This window comes from uncultured Granulicatella sp. (genome assembly GCF_963515095.1).
Lineage (GTDB): Bacteria > Bacillota > Bacilli > Lactobacillales > Aerococcaceae > Granulicatella.
Genome location: NZ_CAUPXD010000005.1, coordinates 1 through 21,356, shown reverse-complemented (window position 1 = coordinate 21,356; position 21,356 = coordinate 1). Strand labels below are relative to the sequence as shown.

Sequence of the window (21,356 nt, the reverse complement as noted above, 5' to 3'; positions counted from 1 at the left end):
AAATCTCCTATTCAAATTCAAAGAAAATTAATGCTGTAATTCCATACTCTACTCGTTTCCATTGAGTAAAACGTCCAATTTTTTCTGGTAATTGTACTGCTTTATCCACTTCTGCGACAACTACAGCATCTTCTGCTACTAATGATAATTTTTCCAATTGTTCAATATCATGGATAATTTCTTGCAGACGATACGGTGGATCCATAAACACTAAAGAAACAGGTTTAAACTCTTCCCTTGTTGCTAATGTTTTTAATCCATGCTTCACATTTTGTTTCAATAATGTAAATTGATCCGGACTCTTTGTAATGTCAATATTTTGTTCAATCGTTTGAATCGCTTGACGATTATTTTCAAATAAAAAGGCATGGTCCATTCCTCTAGAAACAGCTTCAATGGCTACTCCTCCACTGCCTGCATACATATCCAACATGACACCACCATCAAAATATCCTCCTAAAATATTGAATAAGGATTCTTTAATTTTATCCGTTGTGGGTCTTGTGTTCTTTCCTGGAACAGCTCGAAGATGTCTTCCACCAAATTCGCCAGAAATAATTCTCATCTGTGTTCCTCCTTTAATATATTCACCTTATTATATACGCTCAAAAAAAGAATAACAACTCACAATAAACATCTACTCCGACTCCTTCTGTTAAATAAATTACGTACATAATCTACTAGTTCTTGTCTTGTTGTCATTTTATCACTCCTGTATAAATTCTGACACAAAAAAAGACACCTTGCGGTGTCTTCTTGGAAAATATCGTTAGTATAAATTGGACGTTCAGTAACCTCGTCATCTCAGGTACCTCTATGAGGTGCGGTAGGAACCTTTCTACCCTCAATTCATACTTTCTATACCTCTATTATAATTATTTATTATCTTTTGTCAACTTTTCGTAATCTTCCGTTGCGAATTCTCTGAGTTAATTTTAATTGAGAAATTTCGTGCATAGTAGCCACATAAAAGTAACCATTCTTACTGTCCAATTTAACTGCTATAAGAATATTTGGTTCTACTTGAACAATATACTCCAAACTGACACCTTTTTCTCGTGGGTTGACACCTACATAATGTACTGCACCCCAAAAGTTAGACATAAAAATCTAACTTTTGGGGTGTTTTTTATGAAATTAACTTATGAAGATAAAATAGAAATTTATCAACTAAGAAAACAAGGTGAAAGCTTAAAGAATCTTTCAAGGAAATACGATATCGCCGATTCTAATATTAAATACTTAGTTCGATTGATTGATCAATATGGAATAGAAATTGTTAAAAAAGAAAAAAATCGTTACTATTCACCAAAACTAAAGCAGGAAATAATGAATAAAGTTCTTCTAGAAGGTCGTTCACAATTAAGTGTATGTATTGAGTATGCACTTCCGAATCGTGGCTTACTTTCGAATTGGCTAGCACAATATAAGAAAAATGGGTATACTATTGTTGAGAAAACAAGAGGGAGACCAAATTCAATGGGACGTAAGCCAAAGAAAAAATTAGAAGAAATGACAGAATTAGAACGTCTTGAATTAGAAAATCTATACTTAAAGGCGGAAATTGCTGTTCTAAAAAAGTTGAGGGAACTACGATTGAAGGAGGAAAAAGCGAAAGAAGAAAGACAGAAATTGTTCAAGAATTAATCAAAGAATTTCCATTGGATGTTCTTCTTAAAGTAATTAATTTAGCTCGTTCAACGTACTATTACCATTTAAAACAAATGAACCAACCGGATAAGGATCAACAGCTTAAAGATGAAATACAAGATATTTTTACAGAACATAAGGAAAACTATGGTTACCGTAGAATTCATTTAGAATTAAGAAATCGTGGCTTTAAAGTGAATCATAAGAAGGTACAACGCTTAATGAAAGCACTTGGTTTAATTGCCCGTATTCGTCGTAAACGCAAATATTATTCATACCAAGGAGATGTTGGAAAGAAATCAGATAATCTGATTCAACGTGATTTTGAAGGATCTAAACCAATGGAAAAATGCTACACAGATGTAACGGAGTTTGCCATTCCAAGTAGTGAACAGAAACTATATTTATCACCAGTCTTAGATGGATTTAACAGTGAAATTATTGCGTTCAATCTTTCTCGTTCACCTAACTTACATCAACTAAAGGCAATGTTAAACGAGGCATTTACAGATGACAAATACGAAAATACTATTCTTCACAGTGACCAAGGTTGGCAATACCAGCATGATTCTTATCATCGATTTTTAGAAAGTAAAGATATAAAGCCGTCTATGTCACGTAAGGGGAACAGTGCAGATAATGGTATGATGGAATCTTTCTTTGGTATATTGAAATCAGAAATGTTTTATGGATTTGAAAAAGAATTTAAGTCTCTTGAGTAATTAGAGAAAGCTATTATCGATTATATTGATTATTACAACAACAAACGTATAAAAATTAAACTGGATGGACTAAGTCCTGTAAATTACAGAATAACTCATTCCAACTCTGCTCGTATTGCTTAACTAGTAAATCTAATTGCAAGTTTAATAATATTTCCAAGAAAAAACGCGCCAAAAATTTTAGCGCGAACCCCCTAGGGGGTTATTCATACATTTTGTTTTATTAATCAAAAAGAGACGACTTAAGTCGTCTCAAAAAAAGTCTAACTTTTGGGGGTCACTTCATAATCAGGATTTTTTAAATACTGTGATATTTTAGGTATATGAGAAATCATATTTTGATGGTTTCTCTTTATTAAATGTTTTTTGAAATTCTCATTATCAATGAATATCTTGCTAACATCACTAGTGATTGAAAGTATTTTTTTAACGTTTTTTGTAATTGTACCGATATTTTCCATATATAAATTTCCTTTCTGTTACTTATAATTAGTTTATCATAAATCTCAAACGGTAACTATTAGGTTTTAACGAATTAAATCTTGCTAGATCACAATTTATATCAATCAGATTCAACCAATACAAAAAGAGTCCACCATTAGATATCGGTGGACTCTTTATTCTTATTATATAATCATCACGCTTCTGTAGCCAATGCTTGTTTTTCTAATTCAATTTCCTCACGTAATTCTGGTAAGATTTGTGTAAAATCCATTCGAACTTCATGGCGAGGAGATACTTCAACTTTTCGAACAAAGTGAAATTTGCTAACTTTATCCATCACACTTTCCACTTCTTCTTCATTGACATACAAGTAAATATATTTTAGACGTTTAGAAATATATTGAATATTACCGAAACGTTTTAATTGTTTAATTGGTTTTAATGTATAGAGCCATACAATAATTGCTCTTCTTTCTACTTGTTCCATGTTTACTCCTCTCTTCATTATTTTTTACGAATTGTTAATAGTAAATCACTGACATCAATCATATCTTGTTCTTTAACAGCAATCGTTTCTACAACACCATCAAATGGTGCTTGAATCGTTGTTTCCATCTTCATCGCTTCTGTCACAAGCAATACTTGTCCTTTACGAACTGCTTCACCTTTTGTTACAAATACTTTTAGGACACTACCTGGCATTGTTGCCCCAATTTGTCCAAAGTCATTCGCATCTGCTTTTTGACGTTTAACAGTTGTCGTTGTTGCACTCGCATCATGCACAATAATTTCTCGGCTTTGTCCATTGAATCGATAGAACATAATACGATTTCCATCTTGGTCTGGTTCCCCAATTTGTACTAATGTAATCATAAAGACTTTACCTGGAGCATATTCCATTTGAATCGTCTCACCCATACGCATTCCATAGAAGAATGTCTGCGTATCTAATTTACTTAAATCTCCATATAGTTCTTTTCTCTCTTGGTATTCCTTATACACTTTTGGATACATGAGATAACTTAGTACTTGTTGGTCTTTTGGCTTATGCCCAAGTAGAGTTTCTAATTCTTTGCGAACTTCTTCAAAATCTACTTCAGGAGCTAATAATCCTGGGCGAACAGTAATTGGCTCAATATCTTTTAATACAACTTTTTGAAGTTTTTCATTAAAGCCTCCAACCGATTGACCTAAATCTCCTCTAAAGAATTGAATCACTGATTCAGGGAAAGACAGAGTTAATCCTTTTTCATAAATGTTTTCTTCATTGAGTTCATTTTGAATACAGAATAGTGCCATATCTCCCACTACTTTAGAAGAAGGAGTTACTTTAATAATATCTCCAAATAATTGGTTTACACGGTGATACATTTCTTTCACTTCTTCGAAACGTTCCCCTAAACCAACTGATTTGGCTTGTTGGTATAAATTCGTATATTGTCCTCCAGGCATTTCATGATAGTAAACTTCAGGACTTGGAGAAACTTGTGCTTGATCAAATGCATGATAAGATTTACGAATCGTTCCCCAATAACGATTTAATCTTGTTACATTTTCCATCTCTAATTCAGGTTGGCGACTTGTACCTTCTAATCCATAGTATAAAGTTTCCATACTTGGATTAGATGTTCCACCTGCTAACGCACTAAAGGCTACATCGACTACATCCACTCCAGCATCAATCGCTGTTGCTAATGTTAAAATACCATTTCCACTTGTATCATGTGTATGTAAGTGAATTGGAATGTCCACTGATTCTTTTAACGTTGTAATTAATTGTTTGGCTGCTTGAGGTTTCAATAATCCTGCCATATCTTTAATGGCAATCATATGTGCCCCCGATTTTTCTAAATCCTTCGCAAATTGTTTATAATATTCTAATGTATATTTTGTTTGCATTGGATTTAATAGATCGCCTGTATAACACATTGTCGCTTCTGCAATTTTTCCTGCATCACGAACGGCTTGAATACTCACTTCCATTTGAGGCAACCAGTTTAAACTGTCAAAAATTCTAAATACATCAATTCCTGTTGCTGCCGCTTCTAAAATGAACGAACGAATCACAGCATCTGGATAATTGGAATAACCTACTGCATTAGAACCACGCAATAACATTTGCAACAGCGTATTTGGCATTGCTTTACGAATTTTTTCTAATCGATTCCAAGGATTTTCTGTTAAGAATCGATAAGCTGTATCAAATGTCGCTCCCCCCCATACTTCTGCTGAGAACAATTGAGGAACTGCTGCTTCATATTGCTGAGCCGCTTGAATTAAATCAATCGAACGCATTCTTGTTGCCATTAAACTTTGATGCGCATCTCTAAAACTTGTATCCGTTAAAAGAACTTTTTCTTGTTCCAATACCCATTTCGAAACTTCATCCGCACCTTTTTCATCCAGTAACTGCTTAGCTGTTATTTCTGGTTTTGAAACGGACTTCAATGTTTCGATATAAGTTGGTCTCTCGAATGCCTTTGTTTCTTGTGGGATTCCTGGATACCCATTTACAGTAATTTCAGAAATATATTTTAAAATTTTATTTCCACGATTACTTTCCTTTGGAAACTTAAACAATTCAGGTGTTGTATCAATAAACGTTGTTTTAGCGGTTCCTGTTAAGAAATCTTCGTGATGGATTACATTTTTTAAAAATGGAATATTCGTCTTCACTCCACGAATTCTAAACTCTTTTAAAGCACGTTGCATCGTTGTAACTGCTTGAGAAAAATCACGACCATACGTACAAACTTTTACTAAGAGTGAATCAAAATATGGCGTTACCACATTTCCTTGGAAAGCATTTCCCGCATCTAAACGAATACCCAAACCACCGGGTGAACGATACGTATTAATCTTACCAGTATCTGGTAAGAAGTTATTTTCAGGATTTTCAGTTGTAATACGGCATTGAATCGCAGCACCACTAAATGTTAAGTTTTCTTGTGTAGGAATGCCAATTTCTTGATGTAAATACATTCCTTGCGCAATTTTTAATTGTGCTTGAACAATATCAATTCCTGTAATCAATTCTGTAATGGTATGCTCTACTTGGATTCTTGGATTCACTTCAATAAAGTAAAACTGATTTCCATCTAATAAAAACTCAACCGTTCCTGCATTGACATACCCAATTTCTTTCATAAAACTAGCTGCTGCATTACAAATTTTTGAGCGCATCTCTTCTGAAAGAGAAACACATGGAGCTACTTCAATCACTTTCTGGTGTCGTCTTTGAACAGAACAATCACGTTCGAATAAATGAACAACATTTCCATGTTTATCCCCTAAAATTTGCACTTCGATATGTTGTGGATTTTCAATATATTTTTCCACATAACATTCTCCAGCACCAAAAGCTTTAATCGCTTCTCCGACGGCACGGTCATAACTATCTTGAACATCTTCCTTACGATAAACAACACGCATCCCACGACCGCCACCACCAAGTGCAGCTTTAATCATAATCGGATAGCCAAATTGTTCCGCAAAATCATAAATTTCTTGAACAGAAGACACTGTCCCTTCTGTCCCAGGAATCGATTGTAAACCAGCCTTATGCGCCGCAGTTTTTGCTTTTAATTTATCACCTAAAATATCTAAATGTTCTAAATAAGGCCCAACAAAGGTTAGACCTGCTTCTTGACATTTCCTAGCAAAATCAATATTTTCAGATAAAAAACCATAACCAGGATGAACAGCATCTGCCCCTGCTTGTTTTGCAATACGAATAATATCATCCATATCTAAGTAAGCTTCCGTTGGCTTCTTACCTTCTCCAACTAAATACGCTTCATCAGCTTTGAAACGGTGTAATGAATGATCATCTTCCTTGGCAAAAATACCCACCGTTTCAATCCCTAATTCCGAAGCTGCACGAAATACACGAATCGCAATTTCTCCACGATTAGCCACCAGTAATTTCTTCATGCTCTTCCTCCTCTTCTTTGATCAATGCTTTCTTTTCATCTAAAGCTTCTTCTTGAGAACTGTCATCTTTTTTATTTTCCTCAAATTTGAACTCATTCATTCTAATGTTATTTTTAACTTCTTCAAGGTATTCTTTATCATATTTCAGTGCAAATAGAACCATTCCTATCGCAATACTTGAAACAATCAAACTAGATCCACCATAACTTAAAAATGGTAATGGAACTCCGGTAATTGGAGCAAGTCCTAGTAACGCTCCAATATTGACACTGCTTTGTACTAACAGAAAAACTCCAACACCTAAACAAATATATCTTGCAAATGAGGATCGGCAAGATAAAGCCTTCCTAATAATATAAATGATTAGGAAAAAGAGAACGATTAGTACTAACCATACCATAAAAAATCCTAATTCCTCACCAACAATCGCTAATATAAAATCGGTATGCGCTTCTGGTAAAAATCCTGTTTTTTGAATAGAACTTGATAAACCAGTACCTGTTAATCCCCCTCTTGCTAAAGCTAAGAATCCTTGGATAGATTGATATCCTACACCACTCGTATCATCCCAAGGATTATGGAATGAAAGAAATCGACCAACTTGATACGACTTAATAAATGGCACATATTGAATAATCGAAATCGGTAAAAATGTAAACAAATACCCTAAAACAAATAATCCTCCAGAAATCCCAAGAGCTCGCTTAGAATATCCAGTCGTCAAGGCAAGTAACCACATCATCAGCGTAATAATCATTACTGTTCCAAAGTCCGGTTGAATTAACACTAACATATTCACTAAAACCATCATTCCAATGGGAATTCTATATAATAATTTCCAATCTTGTGTGTCCTTATATTTACTATAATAAAAAGCACTTGCCCAAATTAAAATTACTTTGGAAAATTCAGAAGGTTGCAAATTAAAGAATCGTAAATTAATCCAACTTCTTGCCCCTTTAATTCCAGTTTGGGTTAAAACAAAGATAAGAAGAAGAATCAATATCCCATAAGAAATTTGTAAAAGTCTTTCCTTAAAAAAGAAACTTCTTCCAAAATTAGCAATAACGATTGCCAGAATGAACCCAAAAACCAGAAAGGCTAATTGACGATATAAAAAATATTCTGAATTTCCTAGTGTAGCCAATGAAAAATAACTACTAGCACTATAAACCATCACTACTCCAAAAATGGATAATACAATAAAGAGCATTAATATAATGATATCAACTTGGAAAAAACTTTTTAGTTTATCTTTTATTTTCAAAATAATAAACCTCTAACTTTCTTTAAGATTGCCAATTTTTTTCATATACTTCACTATATACTTCGTTTAAGGCGTATTCTAAATCTGCCATCAATTGGTGACCATCATTTTCTTCCACCACACCAATCGCTACAGCATACTCTACTTGCTTGGATAAACCAAACAATTGCGTGTCAACCACTTCTTCAAATGCAGGACATTTTGCAATACATAGATGACTTTTTTGTTGATTAATTAATTGATAAATTTTATTAGCATTTTCTTTTAATTGCTCAAGAGCAAAATTTTGTTTTAATTCTGACATCTTCTATCTCCTTTTGAATAAAATAACTCAAAATGATTATACCACAAAGCATATGTTGAACTAAAGAATGATGAGAAATTTTAATGGATGGGACGAACAAATAGAAATGAAAACAAAAAAATAACACCTCTCACGACTTTGGTCGATTGAGCGATGTTATTTTATCATAATTAGCCACCGTTATTTCAATAGACTACATCAGAATCGAGTTGCTGCTCGGCTCTTTTGAGTTTTTACTATATCAAAAAAATGAATTCTATCCTATTACCCTCATCAACCCACAAAAATAGTCGCCTCATTCCTAAGAAATCGGCGACTCCATCCTATCTACTATTGCAAATCTTTTGAGTTTGTCATAATCGCATCAATTAAACCATATTCTAACGCTTCTTGAGCTGTCATATAGTTATCACGATCTGTATCTTTCTCAATTGTTTTAATTTTTTGACCCGTTTGTTTTGCTAAAATCGCATTTAAACGTTCACGTGTTTTTAAAATTTGACGTGCAACGATTTCGATTTCTGTTGCTTGACCTTGTGCTCCACCTAATGGTTGGTGAATTAAAATCTCAGCATTTGGTAACGCATAACGTTTGCCTTTTGTACCAGCTGTTAATAAGAATGAACCCATTGAAGCAGCTAAACCCATCGCAATTGTTTGAACATCTGCTTTAATAAAATTCATTGTGTCATAAATGGCTAGTCCTGCTGTAACACTTCCACCTGGAGAGTTAATATACATATAAATATCTTTCTCAGGGTCTTGTGCATCTAGGAATAATAATTGCGCAATAATCGCATTTGCCATATCATCGTGAATTGGTCCACTTACCATAATAATACGGTCTTTTAATAATCTTGAGTAAATATCATACGCACGTTCACCGCGTGATGATTGTTCAATAACTGTAGGAATTAAATTCATATTGAATCCTCCATCTCTCTTTTAAATTTCATTTTTCAATATAAGTGTAACGAATTTGTCAATAAAGGTCAAAGAAGTTGCCTATCGAACAAAATCAAAAATCTTTTGCCAAACTTCCCCAGAAAATACTGAGAACGGATTTCCACCACTACCAAGAACACTGTAACCAATCATAAGCCCTACTATAAATAACAAAAAAGCTAACCCTAGAAATAGAGCAATACGAATGAGCACAATCAGTAAAAATGGCTGACTATTATAAAACTGTTCTAATCTCTTAAACATTCCCTCACCTCTTACGACTTACGAAGTGCTTCATCATCAAAAATATTCGCTGTTGGATTCATCACAACACGTTTTGAAGAGAATAAACGTTTAAATCCATCAAACAACCCACGCTCTCTCTTAATGCGATCCAATAATACGCCCGTACCAATAGCGACACTTTCCAATGGATTATCTGCTAAAAAGACTGGAACTTGTAGTCGGTCAGATAACATACGATCAATACCATGAATTAAAGCACCGCCACCTGTTACCACAATTCCTCGTTCAATAATATCTCCTGCTAATTCCGGCGGAGTATCTTCTAATACAAGACGAGTTTCTTCGCAAATCGTATCCAAAATTTCTTTTAAGCAATGGTAAATTTCATTTGTATAAATCGTAACCGTCTTCGGAAGCCCAGTTGTCATATCACGACCTTTGACAATCATATCCGATTCAATCTCCACTTCAATCGCAGAACCTAAATCCATCTTAATTGCTTCAGCAGTTCTTTCACCAATAATTAACTGATATTCTTCCTTAATATAGTCCATAATTTGATGATCCATATCATCCCCAGCTAACTTAATCGAACGGCTAGATACTGTTGCTCCCATAGAAAGCACTGCAATATCACTTGTTCCCCCACCAATATCGACAATCATATTGCCTGAAGGTGAGAAAATATCTAAGCCCACTCCCACAGCAGCAACTTTTGGTTCTTCTTCTAAATAAATCGAATGTCCACCACACTTAATAGCCGCTTGAATAATAGCCTTTTGCTCCACTGTTGTTACATTTGTAGGCGTACAAATTAAAATATCCGGTTTTTGAAAAAATGTATTCAAATGTAATTTATGAATAAACATCTCTAATAATTGTTCCGTTACCGCAATATCTGCAATAACCCCACCTTTTAGCGGATGAACAATGGAAATATCTCGTGGCGTTCTACCTAACATCTTATAGGCTTTTTCCCCCACTGCAATCACTGTATTACTCTTATCGTCCACAGCGACTAATGATGGTTCATTTAAGATGATGCCACGATCTTTTAAATAGATTAAAATATTCGCAGTCCCTAAATCAATTCCAATATCTCTTGCCATAGGTTTTCCTTTCTTATTCTAGTCATTTTATTTCATATTCTGTCTTATTATCTATGTCGCAAATCTGTCTATACATCTTCATCCATAGTCATTAAGCATTATATCACACTTTTGATTGCTGGACTATTTTTGTGGTGAAAATACCAGAAAATTTGTTTCTGCTTAAAGTAAACAATAAAAAGAAGAATGCGTTTTAGACTACATTCTCCTGAAAATGATTTTATTCATATAATGACTTTAAGGTATTTATAAATATTTTGAAATTAATTTATTTTCTATTTTCACCTAAAACATTGTTAAATCAAAGTTCATGATTTTTTGATTTATATAAGGTATCAAAGATTGTACAAATAGGATTTGTTGAATACCTATATTTTCTCCGTCAACTCTATAATTTAAAATCATCTATGATTTCTAATGTATTCTAAAATGGAATCATAATCAAATTCTGATGAAGCTACACCTATACCTAACTTAACAATTTCTTCATTTGTCTGCTTTAGTACAATACCATTTAACTCTAAAAAGACCAACATAACATAAATACCAATTCGTTTATTTCCGTCAAAGAAAGCATGATTATTTACTAGCGAATAACAAAGTCTAGCAGCCTTTTCTTCAATACTTGGATAATGATCAACACCAAAGTATGCGTTAAAAGCTGAAGATAAAGAAGATTCTATTAATCCTACATCTTTGACACCATCTAGACCACCCGTCGCTTCAATAAGTTTTCTGTGTAATTCGATAACTTGTTCAACAGTCATGATTCTCATTTTGCCAATTCCTTAAATGCGTCAAGATGACGGGATAAAACTGAAGTTGCAACTTCATCCAACGTTGATTGTTCAACAACTGTTGGTGTCCCCTTCTTCTCATTCATTAAACTCTGATAATCCACTAATACATACTTTGGTGTGTTATTTTTCAAAATCACCACATTTCCATTAGCATCTACCATTCGAGCTACCTTAGAGAAATTTTGATTTGCTTCTGAAATAGAGACTAAGTTTTCAATATTAATTTGCATGTTATCTCCTCCTTTTTTCTATTGTAACATTTTTTAGGATATATTCAACCTATTTCAAACGACTTCTACTCCAACACAAGATTACCTTCGTCATCTATTCTAACAAATACAGGATTATATAACTTAGGTTTTTTTGCTAATTTCTCTAATCTCTCCATATGATTCTGTTCGTTTTTGTACAATAAAAGCACATCTCTTTACTCTATTTTGAAATCTTACGGAAAATAATAATAAAGTTATTTCGTCTGCGAAGTATATTAAGAATCGTTTTTTTGTAGTTACCTCATTCCTATTCTCTAGTTTTGACTAACTTAAAAAGTACGCATTTTCAAAAACGAAAACAAGGCTCCTAAAACATTGTTGTAACAACATTTAGGAGCCTTTTTACTTTTGTAAAGTGTCAAAGAGCAAACCAACAGAATTTATCGAATACTCTCTTTAGTTAAGCTTCTTTCTCAACCGGCGGTAGCATCGATAATCCTACTCTTCCTTTTTTCATGTCAATTTCAGTAACCCATACTGTTACAATATCGCCTACTGCAACGACATCACTTGGATGCTTCACGAAACCTTTTTTCATTCTCGAGATATGAACTAAGCCATCTTGTTTAACTCCGATATCCACGAACGCTCCAAAATCGACTACATTACGAATCGTTCCTTGTAATTCCATTCCGACTTGAATATCTTCCATGGATAATACATCACTTCTTAAAATCAGTGGATCCACTTCCTCACGAGGATCTCTTCCTGGTTTTGTTAATCCTGCGAAAATTAATTCTAAAGTTTCAAGTCCAATTCCTAGTTCGTCAGATAATGACTTTTTATCTAGGGCAGACAGTGCTTGTTCTACTTTTTCCGTTCCAATTTCAACTTTTGTTGCTTGAATTTTTTCTAAAATCTTTTCTGCAAATTCATAAGACTCTGGGTGAATATCTGTTTCATCCAATGGGTTCTTCCCATCTACAATTCTTAAAAATCCTACTGCTTGTTCAAACGCTTTTGGTCCTAAGCGAGGAACTTTTTTCAATTGAGAACGATTCGTAAATTTTCCATTTTCATCACGATAAGCCACTACATTTGCTGCAGTTGTTTTAGTTAATCCAGCAATATGTTCTAACAACGCAGCACTTGCTGTATTGACATTGACACCGACTTTATTCACAGCTGTTTCAACAACAATATCTAGCCTTGAATCTAATTGTTTTTGACTCACATCATGTTGATATTGTCCAACTCCTACTGCTTTTGGATCGATTTTCACTAATTCTGCCAATGGATCCTGCAGGCGACGAGCAATACTTACCGCAGAACGTTCTTCTACTTGATAATCTGGAAATTCTTTTCGAGCAATCTCACTAGCTGAATAAACAGATGCTCCTGCTTCACTGACAATCGTGTAATAAATTTTACGATTCAGCCCTTTAATCTGTTCACTCACGAACGCTTCTGATTCTCGGCTTGCAGTACCATTTCCAATGGCGACTAAAGTGACCTGATAATCTTCCAATAATTTCTTGAATGTTGTTCCCGCTTGAGCACGCTTAAAGTCACTTGCTCCTTGGTGTGGATAGATGACTGCTTTATCTAATACTTTCCCGGTTTCATCAATAATCGCTAGTTTACAACCTGTTCGATACGCTGGGTCTAATCCTAAAATTACATGACCTTTCATCGGAGCTTGTAATAACAGATTTTGTAAATTTTCTCCAAAAATCTCGATTGCTTGAGTTTGAGCTTTTTCTGTTAATTCAGAACGAATTTCACGTTCAATTGCAGGTGCGATGAAACGTTTATAACTATCCTCAATCGCCGCTTTCACATAAGGTGCAGATGGAGAATTCGCATTCGAAATTTCTTTTTTCATCATTTTTTCTAGCGGAATTGTTTCATCTACTTCCAAACTAACTTTTAACACACCTTCTTTTTCAGCACGATTCACTGCTAAAATTCGATGTGGCACAATTGTTTTCACAAGTTCTTGATACTCGTAATACATTTCATAAACGTGTTTTTCATCTTTTTCTTCGTCTTTCAAACTTGTCACAAGCATAGCTTTTTGAACCGTGTATTCACGAAGCAATTTTCGATAGTGAGCATTATCGGAGACTTTTTCTGCAATAATTTCTAACGCTCCATTTAATGCATCTTCTACTGTTAAAATTTCTTTTTCTTCGTTAATGAATGTTGCAGCTTTTGCTTCAACCTCTTCAGAAGTGCAAGCTAATAAAAATTCAGCTAACGGTTCTAAACCTGCTTCTTTAGCAATTGTTGCTTTCGTACGTTTCTTTTGTTTAAATGGACGGTAAATATCCTCTAATGCCGTTAATGTTTTAGCATTCATTAAGTCGGATAAAATTTCATCTGTTAATTTTTCTTGTTCATCAATTAATCGAATGACTTCGTCTTTTCTTTTCTCAAAATTCACTAAATAACGATGTCTTTCTTCAATTTCACGAATTTGAACTTCATCCAAACTCCCTGTTTGATCTTTACGATAACGCGCAATAAAAGGAACCGTATTGCCATCTTCTAATAAAGCTAATACTGTATCAATTTGCTTTGGCGAATATTGCGTTAATTCTTGCTTTACAATATCCAACGCACGTTGTTCAATGGTTAATTCTGTCTCTGTCATAAAAACCTCCTATCAATTTTATCGTAACACAAAACGAAAACCTTTAAAAGATTTTGTTTTCTAGACATAACTTTACTCAATCTCATTTCTTTTTAAAAATTCACCATAAAAAAATATTTTTCGAGAATTTTTTCGTATATAGAAGATGAAGACAGAATACTTCACAACTATTCTACTTCAAAAAACAAAAAGAGAGGACGATATCCTATGGAAAAACGTATAAACCATACACAATCAATGACACACACACTAGCACAGAAAGTTTTCAGTAATACTGAAATAACAACACAATTTATGAGCGATATACTAGAACTCCCCATTCATGAAGTAAAATTACTAAAACCTTATGAGGTTCTGGATGATAATAGAACAAGTATCACTACCTTAGCGCAATTAGCCAGTGGATCTGAAATGATAATAGAAATTCAAACAGCAGAGGATGTTGACATAAACGAATCATATTATTTATATCTTTCAAACTATTTCACTAAAAATAAAAAGTTGTTTGAAGCAAAAGAACTTCATCCAGTATACTTTCCCCATGAAGTACTACCATTTTACACCATTTATATTACACAAAAACGATGTTTCGATGATGAAAGAATATTCCATTCATTCAGTTTATTGAGTAATAGTTCAAATGAATCACTAAAAGTAGATTTCAAAGGATTCGATGAACCACAAAATCTTGTTGAAATGAAATTTTTAGAATTAGATAAATATCATACAGAATACACACAACCCTACAATAAAATCCGATGGATTGAACTATTCAGTAATCACCCATTTACAGAAGCACCAGATTCTCTACTAAAACAAGCAGAACAAATTCGTAAAACACTAGAAAAAAGAAAAGAGTAACAATCATTTAATTGTAAAACTATATAATGACGATTCAAGGAAAAGAATTGAAAAAAACAAAAGGCAGCTGTAAAAACGGCTGCCCTTTTTTATCCATAAAACATCAAAAACAACTCTACCCTTCAAACAAAAATACCTTGCATAGTAGCTCAAGCGATATAATCAGCGAATGCTGATTATATCACGGGAAAAATTGAGACCCTAGGCTCAATTTTTAGGCATGAAACAGCAAAGCTGTTTGCTGCCGCCCTATGCTACATCAGAAAAGTCATATTTCTTCTACATCAGTCTAAATCAAGCTGCCCTGTATACAATTGGTAATACACACCTTGTTTTTCCATTAAACTCTCATGATTACCACGCTCAATAATCTCACCATGATCCATTACCATAATCACATCCGCATTCCTAATCGTTGATAAACGATGGGCAATTACAAATGAAGTTCTGCCCTCCATCAATTGGTCCATCCCTTTACTAATCAACGCTTCCGTATGACTATCAATCGAGCTAGTCGCTTCATCCAAAATTAAAACCTTCGGATTTGCCACTGCCGCCCTAGCAATCGCAAGTAACTGTCTTTGCCCTTGAGAAAGACCTTCACCATCACCAGTAATCTCCGTTTGATACCCATGAGGCAAACGTTTAATAAATCCATGCGCATTCGCTAATTTCGCAGCTTTCACCACTTCATCATCTGTCGCATCTAAATTCCCATAACGAATATTATCCGCAATCGAACCCGTAAACAAGTGAGTATCTTGTAATACAATCGAAATTGTTTTACGTAAATCATCTTTCTTAATATCCGTAACAGGAATTGTATCAAACGTAATTTCCCCATTATCAATTTCATAAAAACGATTAATCAAATTCGTAATCGTAGTTTTTCCAGCACCCGTTGCACCAACAAAAGCTACTTTTAATCCAGGTTCAGCCCAAACATTGATTTTTTTCAAAATTGGAACATCTGGAACGTAACTAAAGTCTACTTCATTCAATTGAATGTTCCCAACAACAGGTATTCTCTCTTCCCCTTTTACCCAATACCATTGTTTCGAATCTATTTGGTCCAATGTTACAGTTCCTTTATCCACTTCAGATTCTTCTTTTAATATCGCAAAAATACGTTCTGCCCCAGCCATCGCAGCTAATAAGACATTTGTTTGTTGTGACATTTGCGCTAATGGTTGAGCAAATGTTCTTGAATATTGTAAAAATGAAGCTAACGCCCCAACATCCATCCCTTGGAATACGACTAAATATCCACCAACTGAAGCAGTTAAAGCATAATTAATATAACTAATATTACCTAAAATAGGGAACATAATATTTGAATTAAATTGTGCTTGATTTGCTGCTTCTCTTAATTGAAAATTTAAAGTTTCAAATTCTTTTAAGACTAATGTTTCATGATTGAACACTTTAACAACTTTTTGCCCTTCAATATGTTCTTCCACAAATCCATTCACTTGCCCTAAAACTTTTTGTTGTTCAGCAAAGAATTTACCCGAACGACCTGCTACGAATCTTACAATCGCAAACATAATGAAGACCATAACGATTAACATGCCTGTTAAAATTGGCGATAGAATCATCATCATCACAAATGTCAATACTAATTGTAATAAAGAGCTGACAATCATCAACATACTATTATTAAACGCTTGTTGAATATTTTCAAAATCATTTGTAAAACGAGACATTAAATCCCCATGTTTATTTGTATCAAAGAAACGAATTGGCAATGTTTGAATATGATCAAATAAATCTTTTCTCATTGTTTCAATCGTTTGTTGACCAATCGTAATCATAATTTTACCAGAAAAATAATTCGCAATTGCTCCAATGATATAAATTAAGCCAATGACTCCTAGCATTTTTGCTAGACCTGCTACATCTTTTGTTGCAATAAAATCATTGATCAACGGACGAATAAAGTAAGTCCCTACAATTCCAGCGGCACTTCCTAACACAACTAATAGAAGAACAGCGAAAAGACTCCACTTACTTTTCCATAAATAGCTCCATAAGTCGGCTAATGTTTGCTTTAAATTTTCAGGACGTTTTGGTCCAATTTTTTTAGCGCTCATCTACTTTCGCTCCTTCCATTTGAGTTTCATAAATTTCACGATACAATTCGTTTGTTTCCATTAATGTTTCATGCGTTCCAATTCCATTCATTTTTCCATCTTCTAATACAACAATCTTATCAGCACCTTGGATAGAAGAAATTCTTTGCGCAATAATAATAACAGTTGTATCTGGTAAATGATTAAAGAATGCTTCTCGAATTAATGAATCAGTTGAAGTATCTACCGCAGAAGTTGAATCATCTAAAATTAAAACAGCTGGTTTTCTCAACATCGCTCTTGCAATACATAAACGTTGTTTTTGACCTCCAGAGAAATTTCTTCCTCCTTGTTCAACTTTTGTATCATATCCATCTGGCATTTCCATAATAAAATTATGTGCCTGAGCATATTTAGCTACTTGAATCATTTCTTCTTCAGTTGCATGAGGATTTCCCCATAATAAGTTTTCTCGAATGGTTCCAGAAAACAGCGTATTTTTTTGAAGAACCATCGCTACTTGGCTTCGTAAATCAGAAAAGGCATAGTCTCGAACATCTTTCCCTGCAACTCGAACACTTCCTGCCGTTGCATCATACAATCGAGGAATTAATTGAACAAGAGATGTTTTACCAGAACCTGTTGGTCCAATAATTCCAAGAACTTGTCCACTCTTCACTGAAAAATGAATATCATTTAACACTTCTTCTTGTTGATCTTTTCCGTATGAGAAATGAACATGATCAAACTCTATATCACCACGTGTAATTTCTGTCGGAATGACTTGCTCAGGTTCCACAATATCTACTTCTGTTTCAATCACTTCAAAAATACGATCCATTGAAGCTTTTGTCATTGTTAACATCACAAAAACAAAGGAAATCATCATTAAGGACATTAGGATTTGTGTAATATAAGAAATGAAACTAATCAATTCTCCGGTTGTCATTTCACCATGCATTACAAATTTTCCACCAAACCACATAACTGCAATCGTACAAGCATAAACCGTTAATTGCATGATTGGGTTATTCCAAACTATGACATACATCGCATGTAAGGCACGAGTTTTAAAGTTTGTATTTTCAACACCAAACTTCACACGTTCGAAAGGTTCACGAACAAAAGATTTTACCACTCGAATACCAATAAAGTTTTCTTGAAGAATACGGTTAATGCCATCAGTTGCCTGTTGTAATAATCTAAAACGAGGAAATGCTGTTGAAATAATAAGTGCCAAGCTCACTACTAAAAATGGAACTGCCACTACAAAGACTAGTGACAATTGTGCATTCAATGATACTGCAAAGAAAAAGGCAAATAAAAACATCATTGGTGCTCGTGCTAAAATACGCATCGTCATAATCGCTGTATTTTGAACATTTGTCACATCACTCGTCATACGTGTAATTAAAGATGCATTAGAGAAAAAGTCTAAATTCTTAAATGAAAATTCTTGAATCTTCTTCATTTGCGCACTTCTTAATTCACTCGCAACACCGGTTCCTGCAATAGAAGCAAATTTCGCTCCTAATACCCCAGCTCCAAGAGAAATCATCGCAACAATAATCATTAAAATTCCATACCATAAAATCATAGAAGTATCTCGATTTGGAATTCCTTCGTCAATAATTTTTAACATAATAATCGGTTGCCCAACTTCGCAGACAACTTCCACTAAAATGGATAAAAATGCTAAAAATGGGAAATATTTATATTTTGAAAAATAGGGAACTATTTTCTTTAACATCTTTTCACTCCTCTTCCTATTTCATAAAAGTATTGTATCTATTCTATCAATGCTTAGAGTGTTTTTCAAACAATCCTATCAATTTTTTGCCAAAAAGATTGACAATGATGTAAAACTCCTTTATATTGTTACCATGTTCAAGTTTAGGAGGTTAACAATTATGAACAAAACATATTCTTTAACACTAATCGCATTGGGAGCAGCACTAGTGGCAGCATTGTCACCCTTTCAAATTCCTCTAGGTCCTATTCCCATTACGCTTCAAACATTAGCCATCGGATTAATTGCTACGATTTATCGTCCAAAAGAAGCCACACTTGCTATTGTACTTTATTTATTATTAGGTGCCATTGGACTTCCTGTTTTTGCAGGTGGAAAAGGTGGATTTCAAGCTTTCTTTGGACCTACTGCTGGTTTTTTAGTTTTCTTCCCTATTCGTGCATTGGTTACTTCAATGATTACACAAAGAAAACAAAATGCCGTTCGTCTCTTTTTAGCGAATCTTTTAGGAGAAGTTGCCCTATTTATTGGTGGAGTGATTGGATTTATATTAATTACGCATGCTGATTTTTCAAAAGCTATCAATCTTGTGGTACTTCCATTTATTTTACCAGATTTAATTAAAATCAGTTTCACAACTGTCTTCGGGTTATTATTATTAAAGAGTTTAAAAAATAAACCTTATTTCAGACAGGAAGCATAATTTTTTATGAGGTTAGGAAGCAAATTTCTAGCCTCTTTTTTTTAACACCTCTTTTATTCAACTTAGTAGGCACATAGAAGAACTTATGGTAAAATACAAAGCATTAGAAGAGATAAAGGAGGATAAATTGTGACAGAATTACACTATATTAGTACTCGAGATAAAAACAATCGTGTAACAGCTTCTCAAGCAATTTTAAAAGGGATTGCTGAAGATGGAGGGTTATACGTTCCAACGACAATGCCACAATTATCATTGAACTGGGAAACATTGCAACACCAATCTTATCAAGAAATTGCATTCCCAATTTTAAAAGCATTTTTAACTGATTTTTCAGACGAAGAATTACAACATTGTATTCACTCTGCTTATGATACAACTTTTGATGATCCAGCAATTGCCCCTGTTAAAAAAGTTGGCAATGCCTATATTATGGAATTATTCCATGGACGTACAATTGCCTTTAAAGATATGGCTTTATCAATCTTACCTTATTTATTAACAACTGCCGCTAAGAAAAATCAACAAGACAAAGATATCGTCATTTTAACAGCTACTTCTGGAGACACAGGAAAAGCTGCCTTAGCAGGATTTGCCGATGTGCCTCATACAAAAATTATTGTCTTTTATCCAAAAGGTGGCGTAAGTACGATTCAAGAACGTCAAATGGTTACTCAAGCTGGAGACAATACATTTGTTTATGGTGTTAAAGGAAACTTTGATGATGCTCAAACAATGGTAAAAAAACTATTTAATGATGCAGATTTAAACCAAACATTATCAGAAAAAGGATTCCAACTTTCTTCGGCTAATTCTATCAATATTGGTCGTTTATGCCCGCAAGTGGTGTATTATGTTTATGCTTATGCACAATTCGTCAAACAGGGCGCTCTTAAAATTGGAGAAGCTATGAATGTTGTTGTTCCAACTGGAAACTTCGGAAATATTTTAGCAGCTTATTATGCAAAACAATTAGGTGTTCCAATCCAAACATTAGTCTGTGCTTCAAACGAAAATGATGTATTAGTAGACTTCTTCCACACAGGAACATATAATCGTCAAAGAAAATTTGAAATAACAAGTTCTCCAAGTATGGATATTTTAGTTTCAAGTAACTTAGAACGATTAATTTTCGAAATGACAGGAAGCAATGCCGAAGAAACAAAAGCATTAATGGATTCATTAACAAACAATGGTCACTATCATATCGAAAAAGAAGTGTTACACGCATATGAAGAGTTTTATGCTGCTCGTGCTAGCCAAGAAGAAACAGCTGAAACCATCGAATCTGTTTTAACAAAAGAAAACTATTTATTAGATCCACATACAGCAGTAGCTCAATGTGCTTATAATAAATACCAACAAGAAACCAAAGACAACACTCCTACTGTTATTGTATCTACTGCTAGTCCGTACAAATTCCCTCAAAGTGTTGTATCGGCTGTAAAAGAATCTGACGTTACCACTTTAAGTGATCAACAATTAATTGATGAAGTACGTCAATTAAGCGGAGTAGAAATTCCTCTAGCCGTTACAAGTGTACTGGAAGCAGAAATCAGACACACAAGAGTACTTGACATTTCAGAAATGAAACAATCAGTTTATGACAGTTTAAACATTTAAAGTCAAAAAGAGGCTGGGCATAAAGTCTCAAAAATAGAAGAAAGCACGTCCTGATTTTG

At 34.0% G+C, this 21,356-nt stretch carries 18 protein-coding genes and 1 pseudogene; 4 read left to right on the top strand and 15 right to left on the bottom strand.

Annotation, left to right across the window (positions count from 1 at the left end):
• Positions 1–7: 7 nt before the first annotated feature.
• Both rsmD and RWL86_RS08420 read right to left on the bottom strand, forming a co-directional pair.
• Positions 8–565: a 16S rRNA (guanine(966)-N(2))-methyltransferase RsmD gene (gene rsmD / locus RWL86_RS02285; protein WP_006703512.1), complete on the bottom strand. Its 558-nt coding sequence runs from the start codon at positions 563–565 to the stop codon at positions 8–10.
• Positions 566–882: 317 nt separating this feature from the next.
• A complete protein-coding gene (locus RWL86_RS08420; protein ID WP_399534299.1) occupies positions 883–1,104 on the bottom strand; it encodes a hypothetical protein in 222 nt (73 codons plus the stop codon).
• Positions 1,105–1,131: 27 nt separating this feature from the next.
• Here RWL86_RS08420 and RWL86_RS02280 point away from each other — a divergent pair.
• Positions 1,132–2,495, top strand: a pseudogene (locus tag RWL86_RS02280) (IS3 family transposase).
• 140 nt (positions 2,496–2,635) lie between these two features.
• Here the strand turns inward: RWL86_RS02280 and RWL86_RS02275 are convergent.
• The 11 genes from RWL86_RS02275 to RWL86_RS02225 all read right to left on the bottom strand — a co-directional run bounded on the left by RWL86_RS02275 (position 2,636) and on the right by RWL86_RS02225 (position 14,288).
• The gene (locus RWL86_RS02275) at positions 2,636–2,833 is read right to left on the bottom strand and encodes a hypothetical protein (RefSeq protein ID WP_314076980.1); all 198 of its coding nucleotides are present in this window, start codon (positions 2,831–2,833) and stop codon (positions 2,636–2,638) included.
• 176 nt (positions 2,834–3,009) lie between these two features.
• Positions 3,010–3,303: a YlbG family protein gene (locus RWL86_RS02270; protein WP_314076979.1), complete on the bottom strand. Its 294-nt coding sequence runs from the start codon at positions 3,301–3,303 to the stop codon at positions 3,010–3,012.
• Positions 3,304–3,320: 17 nt separating this feature from the next.
• Positions 3,321–6,749 carry a pyruvate carboxylase gene (locus tag RWL86_RS02265; protein WP_314076978.1) on the bottom strand — a complete coding sequence of 1,143 codons (3,429 nt, stop codon included), beginning with the start codon at positions 6,747–6,749 and terminating at the stop codon, positions 3,321–3,323.
• Complete coding sequence (locus tag RWL86_RS02260; RefSeq protein ID WP_314076977.1) at positions 6,727–8,016, bottom strand: putative peptidoglycan glycosyltransferase FtsW; 1,290 nt, start codon at positions 8,014–8,016, stop codon at positions 6,727–6,729. Before RWL86_RS02260 ends, RWL86_RS02265 begins: the two co-directional genes overlap by 23 nt.
• 22 nt (positions 8,017–8,038) lie before the next feature.
• Positions 8,039–8,320 carry a DUF1507 family protein gene (locus tag RWL86_RS02255; RefSeq protein WP_314076976.1) on the bottom strand — a complete coding sequence of 94 codons (282 nt, stop codon included), beginning with the start codon at positions 8,318–8,320 and terminating at the stop codon, positions 8,039–8,041.
• A gap of 330 nt (positions 8,321–8,650) precedes the next feature.
• Positions 8,651–9,244, bottom strand: a complete 594-nt coding sequence (gene clpP / locus RWL86_RS02250; RefSeq protein ID WP_227930954.1) for an ATP-dependent Clp endopeptidase proteolytic subunit ClpP — start codon at positions 9,242–9,244, stop codon at positions 8,651–8,653.
• A gap of 81 nt (positions 9,245–9,325) precedes the next feature.
• Complete coding sequence (locus RWL86_RS02245) at positions 9,326–9,529, bottom strand: DNA-directed RNA polymerase subunit beta (RefSeq protein ID WP_314076975.1); 204 nt, start codon at positions 9,527–9,529, stop codon at positions 9,326–9,328.
• A gap of 11 nt (positions 9,530–9,540) precedes the next feature.
• A complete protein-coding gene (locus RWL86_RS02240; RefSeq protein WP_227930952.1) occupies positions 9,541–10,620 on the bottom strand; it encodes a rod shape-determining protein in 1,080 nt (359 codons plus the stop codon).
• A 401-nt stretch (positions 10,621–11,021) separates the two neighbouring features.
• Positions 11,022–11,396, bottom strand: a complete 375-nt coding sequence (locus RWL86_RS02235) for a type II toxin-antitoxin system death-on-curing family toxin (RefSeq protein ID WP_314076974.1) — start codon at positions 11,394–11,396, stop codon at positions 11,022–11,024.
• Complete coding sequence (locus tag RWL86_RS02230; protein ID WP_314076973.1) at positions 11,393–11,650, bottom strand: type II toxin-antitoxin system prevent-host-death family antitoxin; 258 nt, start codon at positions 11,648–11,650, stop codon at positions 11,393–11,395. The genes RWL86_RS02235 and RWL86_RS02230 overlap by 4 nt, the downstream gene beginning before the upstream one ends.
• Positions 11,651–12,092: 442 nt before the next feature.
• Positions 12,093–14,288 carry a Tex family protein gene (locus RWL86_RS02225; RefSeq protein WP_314076972.1) on the bottom strand — a complete coding sequence of 732 codons (2,196 nt, stop codon included), beginning with the start codon at positions 14,286–14,288 and terminating at the stop codon, positions 12,093–12,095.
• A gap of 207 nt (positions 14,289–14,495) precedes the next feature.
• On the opposite strand from RWL86_RS02225, the gene RWL86_RS02220 reads away from it, so the two are divergent.
• The gene (locus RWL86_RS02220) at positions 14,496–15,149 is read left to right on the top strand and encodes a PD-(D/E)XK nuclease family transposase (protein WP_314076971.1); all 654 of its coding nucleotides are present in this window, start codon (positions 14,496–14,498) and stop codon (positions 15,147–15,149) included.
• 284 nt (positions 15,150–15,433) lie between these two features.
• Here RWL86_RS02220 and RWL86_RS02215 read toward each other — a convergent pair whose 3' ends face one another.
• Both RWL86_RS02215 and RWL86_RS02210 read right to left on the bottom strand, forming a co-directional pair.
• Positions 15,434–17,242: an ABC transporter ATP-binding protein gene (locus tag RWL86_RS02215; RefSeq protein WP_314076970.1), complete on the bottom strand. Its 1,809-nt coding sequence runs from the start codon at positions 17,240–17,242 to the stop codon at positions 15,434–15,436.
• Entirely contained in the window at positions 17,232–18,971 is a 1,740-nt protein-coding gene (locus tag RWL86_RS02210; RefSeq protein WP_314076969.1) for an ABC transporter ATP-binding protein, read from the bottom strand. Before RWL86_RS02210 ends, RWL86_RS02215 begins: the two co-directional genes overlap by 11 nt.
• 160 nt (positions 18,972–19,131) lie before the next feature.
• On the opposite strand from RWL86_RS02210, the gene RWL86_RS02205 reads away from it, so the two are divergent.
• Together RWL86_RS02205 and thrC are read left to right on the top strand one after the other, a co-directional pair.
• Entirely contained in the window at positions 19,132–19,674 is a 543-nt protein-coding gene (locus RWL86_RS02205; protein WP_314076968.1) for a biotin transporter BioY, read from the top strand.
• Positions 19,675–19,803: 129 nt separating this feature from the next.
• Positions 19,804–21,297 (top strand): threonine synthase, encoded by a 1,494-nt coding sequence (gene thrC, locus RWL86_RS02200; RefSeq protein ID WP_314076967.1) that lies wholly within the window; start codon positions 19,804–19,806, stop codon positions 21,295–21,297.
• Positions 21,298–21,356: the final 59 nt, after the last annotated feature.

Coding starts and splice junctions, on each gene's coding strand:
- RWL86_RS02270 (WP_314076979.1), bottom strand. CDS start 3,303: ATGGAACAAGTAGAAAGAAGAGCAATTATTGTATGGCTCTATACATTA.
- RWL86_RS02205 (WP_314076968.1), top strand. CDS start 19,132: ATGAACAAAACATATTCTTTAACACTAATCGCATTGGGAGCAGCACTA.
- RWL86_RS02230 (WP_314076973.1), bottom strand. CDS start 11,650: ATGCAAATTAATATTGAAAACTTAGTCTCTATTTCAGAAGCAAATCAA.
- RWL86_RS02275 (WP_314076980.1), bottom strand. CDS start 2,833: ATGGAAAATATCGGTACAATTACAAAAAACGTTAAAAAAATACTTTCA.
- clpP (WP_227930954.1), bottom strand. CDS start 9,244: ATGAATTTAATTCCTACAGTTATTGAACAATCATCACGCGGTGAACGT.
- RWL86_RS02245 (WP_314076975.1), bottom strand. CDS start 9,529: ATGTTTAAGAGATTAGAACAGTTTTATAATAGTCAGCCATTTTTACTG.
- RWL86_RS02215 (WP_314076970.1), bottom strand. CDS start 17,242: ATGAGCGCTAAAAAAATTGGACCAAAACGTCCTGAAAATTTAAAGCAA.
- RWL86_RS02240 (WP_227930952.1), bottom strand. CDS start 10,620: ATGGCAAGAGATATTGGAATTGATTTAGGGACTGCGAATATTTTAATC.
- RWL86_RS02265 (WP_314076978.1), bottom strand. CDS start 6,749: ATGAAGAAATTACTGGTGGCTAATCGTGGAGAAATTGCGATTCGTGTA.
- RWL86_RS02210 (WP_314076969.1), bottom strand. CDS start 18,971: ATGTTAAAGAAAATAGTTCCCTATTTTTCAAAATATAAATATTTCCCA.
- RWL86_RS02255 (WP_314076976.1), bottom strand. CDS start 8,320: ATGTCAGAATTAAAACAAAATTTTGCTCTTGAGCAATTAAAAGAAAAT.
- rsmD (WP_006703512.1), bottom strand. CDS start 565: ATGAGAATTATTTCTGGCGAATTTGGTGGAAGACATCTTCGAGCTGTT.
- RWL86_RS02225 (WP_314076972.1), bottom strand. CDS start 14,288: ATGACAGAGACAGAATTAACCATTGAACAACGTGCGTTGGATATTGTA.
- RWL86_RS08420 (WP_399534299.1), bottom strand. CDS start 1,104: ATGTCTAACTTTTGGGGTGCAGTACATTATGTAGGTGTCAACCCACGA.
- RWL86_RS02220 (WP_314076971.1), top strand. CDS start 14,496: ATGGAAAAACGTATAAACCATACACAATCAATGACACACACACTAGCA.
- RWL86_RS02235 (WP_314076974.1), bottom strand. CDS start 11,396: ATGAGAATCATGACTGTTGAACAAGTTATCGAATTACACAGAAAACTT.